9 protein-coding genes and 1 pseudogene are annotated in these 10692 nt (G+C 33.6%); 6 read left to right on the forward strand and 4 right to left on the reverse strand.

Annotated features, from left to right (window positions below; translation table 11 throughout):
- Positions 1–7 precede the first annotated feature (7 nt).
- Both FLAK523_RS07790 and FLAK523_RS07795 read right to left on the reverse strand, forming a co-directional pair.
- Entirely contained in the window at positions 8–964 is a 957-nt protein-coding gene (locus FLAK523_RS07790; RefSeq protein ID WP_248902317.1) for a glycosyltransferase family 2 protein, read from the reverse strand.
- A 3-nt stretch (positions 965–967) separates the two neighbouring features.
- Positions 968–1504 carry a DUF4199 domain-containing protein gene (locus FLAK523_RS07795; RefSeq protein WP_248902319.1) on the reverse strand — a complete coding sequence of 179 codons (537 nt, stop codon included), beginning with the start codon at positions 1502–1504 and terminating at the stop codon, positions 968–970.
- A gap of 241 nt (positions 1505–1745) precedes the next feature.
- On the opposite strand from FLAK523_RS07795, the gene FLAK523_RS07800 reads away from it, so the two are divergent.
- The 4 genes from FLAK523_RS07800 (at position 1746) to FLAK523_RS07815 (ending at position 6899) form a co-directional block, all read left to right on the forward strand.
- Positions 1746–1997, forward strand: coding sequence for a type B 50S ribosomal protein L31 (locus FLAK523_RS07800; RefSeq protein ID WP_248902321.1), 252 nt, complete (start codon positions 1746–1748; stop codon positions 1995–1997).
- Between the two features lie 147 nt (positions 1998–2144).
- Positions 2145–3320, forward strand: a complete 1176-nt coding sequence (locus FLAK523_RS07805; protein ID WP_248902322.1) for a GlmU family protein — start codon at positions 2145–2147, stop codon at positions 3318–3320.
- Positions 3321–3634: 314 nt separating this feature from the next.
- Positions 3635–5098 carry a sodium:alanine symporter family protein gene (locus tag FLAK523_RS07810; RefSeq protein WP_248902324.1) on the forward strand — a complete coding sequence of 488 codons (1464 nt, stop codon included), beginning with the start codon at positions 3635–3637 and terminating at the stop codon, positions 5096–5098.
- Positions 5099–5264: 166 nt separating this feature from the next.
- Positions 5265–6899: an ABC-F family ATP-binding cassette domain-containing protein gene (locus FLAK523_RS07815; protein ID WP_248902325.1), complete on the forward strand. Its 1635-nt coding sequence runs from the start codon at positions 5265–5267 to the stop codon at positions 6897–6899.
- Between the two features lie 114 nt (positions 6900–7013).
- On the opposite strand, the gene FLAK523_RS07820 is transcribed toward FLAK523_RS07815, so the two are convergent.
- Entirely contained in the window at positions 7014–7298 is a 285-nt protein-coding gene (locus tag FLAK523_RS07820) for a GNAT family N-acetyltransferase (protein ID WP_091092755.1), read from the reverse strand.
- Positions 7299–8064: 766 nt separating this feature from the next.
- On the opposite strand from FLAK523_RS07820, the gene FLAK523_RS07825 reads away from it, so the two are divergent.
- Positions 8065–8739 (forward strand): alpha/beta hydrolase, encoded by a 675-nt coding sequence (locus tag FLAK523_RS07825; protein WP_248902327.1) that lies wholly within the window; start codon positions 8065–8067, stop codon positions 8737–8739.
- A gap of 37 nt (positions 8740–8776) precedes the next feature.
- Positions 8777–9676, forward strand: coding sequence for a lytic transglycosylase domain-containing protein (locus FLAK523_RS07830; RefSeq protein ID WP_248902328.1), 900 nt, complete (start codon positions 8777–8779; stop codon positions 9674–9676).
- Positions 9677–9868: 192 nt separating this feature from the next.
- On the opposite strand, the pseudogene FLAK523_RS07835 reads toward FLAK523_RS07830, so the two are convergent.
- A pseudogene (locus FLAK523_RS07835) lies at positions 9869–10132 on the reverse strand (DUF2892 domain-containing protein); the annotation flags it as partial.
- Between the last annotated feature and the right edge of the window lie 560 nt (positions 10133–10692).

The raw sequence follows: 10692 nt of genomic DNA on the forward strand, positions 1-10692 counted from the left end.
ATGTGTATTATAAATTAAGTTCGCTCGCGATTTTATAACGTTCTTCGTTGTTTTTTGAGCGTAAAATAATTTCGCCAAGAAATCCCGCCAAAAACAATTGAGTTCCTAAAACCATAGTGGTTAACGCTATGAAAAACCAAGGGTTATTAGTCACTAAGCTATATCGCATATCATTATACATATAGTATAGTTTAGAAACACCTATGTATCCTGCTGACATAAAACCAATGATAAACATAAACGAACCCATAGCGCCAAATAAGTGCATTGGTCTTTTTCCAAAACGAGATAAGAACCAGATAGTGATTAAATCCAGGAAGCCATTAATGAAACGCTCCATACCAAATTTAGTTTCCCCGTATTTTCTAGCTTGATGCTGAACAACCTTTTCACCTATTTTACCAAAACCGGCATTTTTTGCCAATACTGGAATGTAACGGTGCATTTCACCTGAAACCTCTATGTTTTTTACAACCACATTTTTGTAGGCTTTCAATCCACAATTAAAATCATTCAACTCCACACCAGATGTTTTTCTAGCGGCCCAGTTGAATAATTTAGAAGGAAGATTTTTTGCCATTACGGAGTCGTAACGCTTCTTTTTCCAACCTGATACTAAATCAAAATCTTGACTCGTTATCATATTGTATAAACCCGGAATTTCTTCTGGACTGTCTTGTAAATCAGCATCCATAGTGATAATAACATCACCTTTTGCCTTTGCGAAACCAGCATGTAAAGCTTGTGATTTACCAAAGTTCTTCATAAAACGAATCCCTTTTATATTTGGGTTTTCATTCGAGAACCCCTCAATAAGTTTCCAAGAATTATCCGTACTACCATCATCTAGGAAGATAACTTCATAGCTGTAGTTGTTGGCTTGCATCACTTTTATGATCCAAGAGTATAATTCTTGTAGAGATTCCTCTTCGTTAAGAAGTGGTATAAGGATAGTTAAGTTCATTTATTAGTAATCTTGCGATGAAGTTTTTGATTTAAATATTGCAGCCATAATTAATCCTAAAATAGCACAGAAAAAGATAACAAAAACAGATCCTTTCAATTGTTCAACGATAGAATAAGGGTCGGTTTCTCTTAATTGTTTAATTGTTTCGTTTAAAGAAGAAGCAGGTACGCCAAATTTCTCTGAAGTACTAATCAAGTACTTTATTGTCAGATCCAGAAGAGTGTCTTTTATAGCTGGGTCAATAAAGTTGAATAAAACAATTTTAAAAAGAACAGAAATAAGTACGCCAATTACTGCCGAAATAAAATAAGTTGTAAAGGCTTCTTTGAATGTAAAAACTCCGTTTAATTCTTTTTTGGTAGTCGAGAGTAATATAATAGGTACAACAATAAAAACAGAAAGGCTTAAAAGTGTTGTCCACCAAGCAATGAATAATTCGATGTCAACGGCATACATAAAAGCAGTGATTAATGATAATGCTACTCCAGTGATAATGCCATAGGTAATTCCGTTTTTCTTGATAATTTCGTTAATCATTATTTGGTTGGTTTTAAATTAATCCACAAATATAGCAATTCCCATTTTATTCAGGGATAAAAAAACCTTTTTACGATTATTTAAAAAAATTGTCACAAAGGATTGTTTATTGAAAATTAATTGTAAATTTGCACACTTAAAATAATACAATAGCAAAAAGTTATGATGTGTTTATACCTTTTCGGTTAAAGGAAAAGCTTCAAAGCAGGTTATAGCCAAACAAATAAAAAAGAATTACAAGATGAAAAAAGGTACACACCCAGAGAATTACAGATTAGTTGCTTTTAAAGACATGTCAAATGAAGACGTTTTTATCACTAAATCTACAGCAGATACAAGAGAAACAATTACAGTTGACGGTGTTGAATACCCAGTTGTAAAAATGGAGATCTCTAGAACTTCTCACCCTTTTTACACAGGTAAAAGCAAACTTATCGATACTGCAGGACGTATTGACAAGTTCAAAACTAAATATGCTAAACACGTTAAATAATTTTAACTTGTTTTTAATTATACTAAAGCCTTCCATTTCGGAAGGCTTTTTTATTTGTTTAAATCAGGATCGTTAAGGGAGAACTTCTTAACATAACAAATAAAAACTTTGTAACTTTGGTCCTTTGTAACTTTGAAACTTTATAAAATGAATTACATACTTTTTGACGGGCCTGCTCGTAATGCATTATTGCCTTTTACCTTTACACGTCCGGTTGCTGATATTCTTATCGGGATTATGACTATTCGTCAAAAATGGGAATTGCATTTAGGCTCTACTACCACTACAATTACTGAGGAATATCTATCGGATAAATATCCTATGGTGGAATTGGAAGAAAACATTATGATTAATGCTTCTTTTCTTCCTAATGCTGTCTTGGCTGAAATGGTAAGTAATTTAGAGTCAAATCAGGTTATTTTTAAAGGTGAAGAAGTAGTTGCTTTTTTTACCAATGAAAATCAAGAAGAGGTAGATTTTGATTCTTATGAAATTATTGAGTATGATGACGACTGCCTGACAGTTGAAAACACTTGGGATATTTTTTCTAAGAATGATGCTGCAATTCGGGAAGATTTTGAAATTTTAACCGAAGGAAGGAAATCGAAACAAATTCCTCAAAGTGTCAACGTTATTTCTCCTGAAAATATATTTATAGAAGAAGGAGCTAAACTTGAATTTGTGACTTTGAATGCTTCTACAGGACCTATATATATAGGTAAAAACGCTGAAATAATGGAAGGTTCTGTTATCCGTGGGCCTTTTGCTTTGTGTGAAGGTGCTGTTGTTAAGATGGCAGCAAAGATTTATGGCGCAACTACTGTTGGACCACATTCCAGAATTGGAGGGGAAGTTAATAATTCGGTATTGTTTGGATATTCAAATAAAGGTCATGACGGTTTCTTAGGAAACTCTGTCTTGGGTGAGTGGTGTAATATTGGTGCTGACAGTAATAATTCGAACCTAAAAAACAACTACGAAGAGGTAAGATTGTGGAGCTATGAAACCGAAGGTTTTGCCAAAACAGGACTTCAGTTTTGTGGTTTGATGATGGGAGATCACAGTAAATGCGGAATTAATACTATGTTCAATACAGGTACCGTAATAGGAGTGAGCGCTAATATCTTTGGAAGTGGTTTTCCCCGCAATTTTGTACCAAGTTTTTCTTGGGGTGGAGCTTCTGGTTTTACTACATATATAACAAAGAAAGCTTTCGAAACTGCAAGACTTGTTATGGGTCGAAGAGACGTTGAATTTGATGAAAAAGAATCAGCTATTTTAGAGCATATCTTCGAGGAAACTAAAAAGTGGAGAAAAGAATAGTTTCAACGGTTTTATAGTATTTTAAAAATATAGAAGACGGTTCAATTTTTTAAAATTGAACCGTCTTTTTTGTGGTGTTCAAAACTGTATTGATGATTGGATTTTAATAATGTGGAGATAATATGTTAAAAACCCATTTTTTCGAATAAAAATAAGCCGATTTATTAGGGTTGATATTTAGTAGGTTAATAAGTTTTTACTTTTTTAAAGCACCTTTGTTAGTTTTTTTTACCTATATGTTATAGTTTTATCGAAATTTAATAATAAAACGAATGTTTTAATGAGTTTGTGATAATTATATAAATACTAAATATATGGAAGAAGTTATTGGGGTGTTGAATGATATTGTTTGGAGTAATGCTTTAATTGTTTTGTGTTTAGGAACGGGGCTTTATTTTACGTTGCGCACTCGTTTTCTACAAGTACGACATATTAAAGAAATGTTTCGCTTGCTATTTGATGGTGAAAGTTCTGAATCAGGGGTTTCTTCTTTTCAGGCTTTATCCATGTCATTGGCAGGTAGAGTAGGGACTGGGAATATTGCAGGTGTTGCTACGGCGATTGCATTTGGTGGACCTGGAGCAATGTTTTGGATGTGGATGGTTGCCTTTTTAGGGGCGAGTACCGCATTTGTTGAAGCTACTTTGGCACAAATTTATAAAGAAAAACATTTAGGACAGTTTCGTGGAGGCCCCGCTTTTTATATAGAAAGAGGTTTAGGAGTGAAATGGTTTGGTGTTTTATTCGCAGTCGTTTCGGTTATTTCTGCTGGTTTATTATTACCGGGTGTTCAAGCAAACTCTGTTGCTGATGGAATTCAAAATGCTTTTCAATTGGATACTTGGATGTCTGGGGCTGCAGTTGCTGTTATGTTTGGTCTTATCGTTTTTGGAGGAGTAAAAAGAATTGCCAAATTTACCGAGTACATTGTACCTATTATGGCAATTGGTTATATTTTAATCGTATTAGTGATAATCGCTATTGATTACGATCAATTACCAGGAGTTATTTCTTTGGTTTTCAAAAGTGCTTTTAATATGGAAGCTGGTTTTGGAGCTGTTTTTGGTCTTGCTATTCAATGGGGAGTGAAAAGGGGAATTTATTCTAACGAAGCAGGTCAAGGTACAGCGCCACATATTGCCGCTGCCGCTAATGTTTCGCATCCTACTAAACAAGGTTTAGTTCAATCGTTTTCTGTTTATATAGATACTTTATTAGTTTGTTCTGCAACGGGGTTTATGTTGTTGATAACAGGAAAATACAATGTGCAAAATCCGGCTTTTGGAACTGATGGTGCTTCTGAATTTTTATATAATGGGGCACAAAATGTTTCGGTAGGCCCAGGATTTACTCAAAGTGCTATGGATAGTGTTTTCCCAGGCTTTGGGTCTTATTTTGTGGCAATAGCATTGTTTTTCTTCGCTTTCACAACAATTTTGGCTTATTATTATATCGCAGAAACTAATATTTCTTATTTAACTAGAAATTTAAAATCACCAATTTATACTCACATACTTAAAGTGGTTATGATGTTAGTGATTATGTATGGTTCAATTAATCAAGCAAAATTAGCTTGGGACATTGGAGATTTAGGTGTTGGATTGATGGCTTGGTTTAATATTATAGCTATTATTCTTTTACAAAAACCGGCTTTGGCAGCATTGAAAGATTATGAAAAGCAGAAAAAGGAAGGGAAAGACCCTGTTTTTTACCCAGAAGATATTGGAGTTACAAATGCACATATTTGGAATACTATAAATAAAAAGAAAGAGGATTAACATCCTATAGAATTTTTTTGAAAGCTTCTAGAGATAAGAATTTAATTCTGTTTCTAGAAGCTTTCATTTTATAATAAACAAATTAGTTATTTAAGCTATCTTTGCATTTTTAAAATTAACTCGGTTTCAATTAAATTAGAAGCCGAATCTACAAATAAACATTACAATGATTACAGTTAACGATATTTCAGTACAATTTGGTGGTACTACGCTTTTTAGCGATGTTTCTTTTGCTATAAATGAAAATGATAAAATTGCCCTTATGGGTAAAAATGGAGCGGGTAAATCGACGCTTCTGAAAATAATTGCAGGACAAAGCAAACCGTCAACTGGGAATATCTCGGCACCAAAAGAAGCAGTTGTTGCTTATTTACCACAGCATTTATTGACTACTGATGGAGCTACAGTAATGGAAGAAACTTCAAAAGCTTTTGGAGAAATTTTTGGTATGAAAGCTGAGATTGATGAAATCAACGAACAATTAACCATTCGTACTGATTATGAAAGTGATGCGTATATGAAATTGATCGAAAGAGTTTCTGACTTAAGCGAGAAATTTTATGCTATCGAAGAAGTGAATTACGAAGCTGAAGTAGAGAAAATATTAATTGGGTTGGGTTTTGTTCGTGAGGACTTTACGCGTCAAACATCTGAGTTTTCAGGAGGATGGAGAATGAGAATTGAACTAGCTAAAATCCTTTTACAAAAACCAGATTTAATTTTACTGGATGAACCAACAAATCATATGGATATTGAAAGTATCCAATGGTTAGAGGACTTCTTGATTAATCAAGCAAAAGCGGTTGTGGTGATTTCTCACGATAGAGCGTTTGTGGATAACATTACTAATCGTACTATTGAAGTTACAATGGGACGTATCTATGACTACAAAGCGAAGTATTCTCATTATTTAGAATTGAGAAAAGACCGCCGTATGCACCAACAAAAAGCATATGATGAGCAGCAACGTATGATTGCTGATAATAGAACTTTTATTGACCGTTTTAAAGGGACTTTCTCTAAAACAGATGCTGTTCAGTCTCGTGTTAAAATGTTAGAGAAACTAGTTATAGTACAGGTGGACGAAGTAGATAATTCGGCATTAAAATTAAAATTTCCTGCAGCGGTTCGTTCGGGACAATATCCAGTAATTGTGAAGGATTTGTCAAAATCTTACGGAGATCATGTGGTTTTCAAGGATGCTAATATAGTAATTGAAAGAGGGCAAAAAGTTGCTTTTGTCGGAAAAAATGGAGAAGGAAAATCGACAATGATCAAAGCCATTATGAAGCAAATTGAAATTGATGGCGGTAGTCTTGAGATTGGTCATAATTCGCAAATTGGTTATTTTGCTCAAAACCAAGCAGCTTTATTAAATGAAAACGCTACTATTTTTGAAACTATTGATGATATTGCGGTAGGGGATGTTAGAACTAAAATAAAGGATATCTTAGGAGCTTTTATGTTTCACGGAGATGATGTGACTAAAAAAGTAAAAGTCCTTTCAGGAGGAGAGAAAACACGTTTAGCAATGATTAAATTATTGTTAGAACCGGTTAATTTGTTGATTCTGGATGAACCTTCAAATCACTTGGATATGAAGACTAAAGACATCATTAAAGATGCGCTACGTGATTTTGATGGGACTTTGATCTTGGTTTCTCACGACAGAGATTTCCTTGACGGACTAGCGACAAAGGTTTTTGAATTTGGAAATAAAAGAGTAGTTGAGCATTTTGAAGATATTACGGGATTCTTGGCAAATAAGAAAATGGAGAGCATGAGAGAAATAGAAAAATAATTTTTTATATAATTATAAAAAAGGCATAAGTTAATTCTTGTGCCTTTTTGTGTTATACTAGACATTAGTAAAAAAAAAGCGGCTGAACATACTAAATGATACAGCCGCTTTTTTTTAAAGTCTAATTCCTGGGGGAAGTAGTTCTTTGTAAATAGGGTTTTTTTTAAAAAAAACCACGATTTTTGGAAGTATGGGAACTACTTTTAATTTTCGTTCAATGGCAATGGCCATTATTTCAGATAGTAACTGAGAAACAAACTCTTCGTTGTCAAATTCGTCTGGAGTATTTATTTTTGTCAAAAATATCTTTTTTTCTTGAAAAGAATATTCAACTGAAACTAACCCTTCCTCTACTGTAGTTTCAAATTGTCTTGCGAAAGTATTGTCTTTGATTTCCATGATAATAGATTGTTCCATATTGTTTGTTTAAGTATTTGTGACCGGACTAATATTCGCCCAATTTTATTATTGAAGATTCATTGGCGTTTTTTTACCAATTGTATTTTAATTTTAGTGTTGGTTTTATTTCAAATTAAATATATCCATGATTATCTATTGCTATTATAATACGCTTGTACCATTTGTTCACTACAACTAAGAAAACAGATAATCGCCCTCCTTCAGGAAGTCAACATTGTGTGTTAGGGTTGTGTTATTTTCGAAAATTTGCAGATAAATAAAAGGGTTTTGTTACTGAACCTATATTATGTTTCTAGTATTTTTTTTAGTGAGGCAACCTTTACAAAGGTATTGAATTGATTATCAGTATCAAATCATTTTAACGTCTATGTTGGAGGCGCTCTTCTCTTTGTCAGTAAACAATAGTCGTTGCAAGGTTGTTGCACGTTATTTTTTTTTTATACAGCTACAGTTTCGTTTAGGTATTCATGGAATGGATGGTCTATCTCTGTTCAATTTCATCTTCAGTTGTAAAGTTTCGGTGTTTTAATCCATACTCGAGCCAAAGGATAATAATTTTCGACGAGAAAGTAGAAAATGACTCTATAGCTGTTGCGACCACAGTTTTAGATTTGTAAAGTAGAACAGTCATAATTTAATGCTAATATAAAGGTAGATTCGAAGTTGGTTTCAATAAAAAAATTAATTTTATAAGAAATTTGTAATAATTAGATGGCAATCTGTTGTAAAATATTGAAGCACAATTATGAGTAAAATACCAGTTTATTTTATGCCTGGATTAGCGGCCAGTGCTGCTATTTTTGAGAGAATACAACTTCCAGAAGCTGATTTTGAAACACATCTTCTAGAGTGGGAGATTCCGTTGGTTAAGGAATCTTTGGACGATTACGCCAAGAGAATTGCTCTGAAAATCAAAAAGGAGAGTCCTGTTTTGATTGGCGTTTCATTTGGAGGTATTTTGGTTCAAGAAATGGCAAAACATATCGATGCGAGAAAGGTAATTATCATCTCGAGTGTAAAAAGTAATTTGGAATTCCCCCGAAGAATGAAAATTGCTAAGACCACTAAAGCTTACAAACTCATTCCGATGAGTTTGATATTAAATTTGGAGAATTTAGCCAAGTTTTCCTTTGGTTCAAAGATTAATCATCGATTGAAATTATATGAAAAATTTCTGTCGGTTCGTGATATCGGTTATTTAGAATGGGCTGTAGAGAAAGTGATTCTTTGGGATCGAACAGTCGTTGACGAAAGTGTAATCCATATTCATGGCGATATGGATGATGTTTTTCCAATAAAGTATATCAAAGAATGTACTGTGGTAGAAGGAGGAACTCACATTATGATTTTGAATAAATACAGGTGGTTTAATGCTAATTTGGGCGCTATTATTTTGGGAGCAAATACAACTGTGGACTGATTGTTGCTGCCTGATATACATGCTAAAAATGAGAAAAATGAAAAGAATAGAAAGAATAAGTATCCTCCTTACGGTAGTTTTTGCAAGCGGTCTATTGATTTTTGCAACTACATATGAGTCGAAGGACAAGCTAGATAAAGAAAAAAAATATGTATCAACCTATTTTCCGGTTACGGCTAATTTTGCTGGGGAAACTACACCATTGAAAATTTCGGATGTCAAAGAACGCTTGGATCGGGAATTGATTGTCAACATAAATCTTCATGCCTCTACTATTTTAGCGATAAAAAGAGCAAACCGTGCTTTTCCTGTTATTGAACCCATTCTTAAGAAAAACGGAATTCCAGATGATTTTAAGTATCTAGCAGTGATAGAAAGTGGTTTAGTCAATGCAGTATCCGGTGCTGGCGCTAGAGGGGTATGGCAGTTTATGCCGGAAACAGCTAAGGAAAGAGGAATGGAAGTTAACGAGATTGTTGATGAACGCTATAATTTAGAAAAATCAACACAGGCAGCTTGTAGTTATTTTTTGATTGCTAAAGCAAAATTTGGAACTTGGACTTTAGCTGCTGCTTCTTATAATGGCGGAATGGGAGGGGTTAACAAGCAAATGGAGATCCAAAAAGAATCTAATTACTATGATTTGTTGCTTACCGAAGAAACGTCTCGTTACGTATTCCGAATTTTGGCACTGAAAGAAATTATGAAAAATCCTGATAAATTTGGTTTCTCCTTAGCAGATGAAGAGCTGTATGCGATATTGCCAACAAAAAAAATCGCTGTAGACACTACGATTAATGACTTAGCTGATTTTGCGAAAGCGCAGGGGATAAACTATAAGATTTTGAAAATTCATAATCCATGGCTTAGAGATAAAAAATTAGAGAATCCAACGAATAAAAAATATACAATTGAAATTCCATTGAGTGGATATTAAGTCAAAACGGTCTGAATATTACCAAAGGACAAGATCTTTTAGAATCTTTTGCTTTTAGATTGTATAAAAAAAACGCAGCATCACAATTACTATTTTTCAATAGACCTGCGAAGCTGCGTTTTTTAATGCTTTTTATTTGCTGATGAAAGTATAATAAAAAAGGGCAAATAATTTTATTTGCCCTTTTTTGAATTATATTTTTTTCATTTGACCTTTCATCATGGTGATCTGTTCTTTCAGCATACCTTGTTTGTCTAGTCTTTTTGCTTCGTTTAGAAGGTTAGTCGCTTCTAGCTTTCTTCTTCTTGACATCGCAACTCCCGCTAGATTTAATTTGGCAACAGCCAAATCGATAGACAATCCTAATTCGATTGCTTTCTTGAAATATTTTTCAGCTTGGTTGATATTAGTTTGCGAAAGCATTATTCCGTGTAAGTAATTGAAATATACCTGTTTATTTAATGCCTGGTTTGGCGGCAAGTGCTGAATTTTTTGAACGGATTGTTCTTCTGTAAGATATATTTGAAAATTATCCGTTAGAATGGGAAATTTCCATAGATAATGAAACTTTATCTGGTTATGCTAAAAGAATGACTCAAAAGATTTTTCGGCCCAATCCGGTTTTAATTGGCGTTTCTTTTGGAGGTATTTTGGTTCAAGAGATGGCAAATTTCATCAAAATTTAAAATGTAATTTAGAATTTCCACGAAGGATGAAACTCGCCAAAAAAAACCAAAGCTTATAAATTGATTCCTACGACTTTGTTTGCCAATATTGAAAATCTTACGAAGTTTTCGTTTTGATCTAAAATTAATCAGCGGCTCAAGTTGTATGAAAAATATTTGATTGTTCGAGATAAACGTTATTTAGATTGGGATGTAGAGCAGGTAATATTATGAGAAAGAACTGAGGTAGATTATTCCGTTGTACATATACACGGCGATGCTGATGATGTTTTTTCTATAAAGTACATACAGAATTGCATTGTCGTTGAAGGAGGAACTCACACCATGATA

It is taken from the genome of Flavobacterium sp. K5-23 (assembly GCF_023278045.1).
Taxonomy (GTDB): Bacteria; Bacteroidota; Bacteroidia; order Flavobacteriales; family Flavobacteriaceae; genus Flavobacterium.

Bases quoted from the DNA above. Each gene is read 5' to 3' on its own strand.
- FLAK523_RS07820 (WP_091092755.1), bottom strand. From the start codon at position 7,298: ATGGAAATCAAAGACAATACTTTCGCAAGACAATTTGAAACTACAGTA.
- FLAK523_RS07815 (WP_248902325.1), top strand. From the start codon at position 5,265: ATGATTACAGTTAACGATATTTCAGTACAATTTGGTGGTACTACGCTT.
- FLAK523_RS07790 (WP_248902317.1), bottom strand. From the start codon at position 964: ATGAACTTAACTATCCTTATACCACTTCTTAACGAAGAGGAATCTCTA.
- FLAK523_RS07800 (WP_248902321.1), top strand. From the start codon at position 1,746: ATGAAAAAAGGTACACACCCAGAGAATTACAGATTAGTTGCTTTTAAA.
- FLAK523_RS07825 (WP_248902327.1), top strand. From the start codon at position 8,065: ATGAGTAAAATACCAGTTTATTTTATGCCTGGATTAGCGGCCAGTGCT.
- FLAK523_RS07795 (WP_248902319.1), bottom strand. From the start codon at position 1,504: ATGATTAACGAAATTATCAAGAAAAACGGAATTACCTATGGCATTATC.
- FLAK523_RS07830 (WP_248902328.1), top strand. From the start codon at position 8,777: ATGAAAAGAATAGAAAGAATAAGTATCCTCCTTACGGTAGTTTTTGCA.
- FLAK523_RS07805 (WP_248902322.1), top strand. From the start codon at position 2,145: ATGAATTACATACTTTTTGACGGGCCTGCTCGTAATGCATTATTGCCT.
- FLAK523_RS07810 (WP_248902324.1), top strand. From the start codon at position 3,635: ATGGAAGAAGTTATTGGGGTGTTGAATGATATTGTTTGGAGTAATGCT.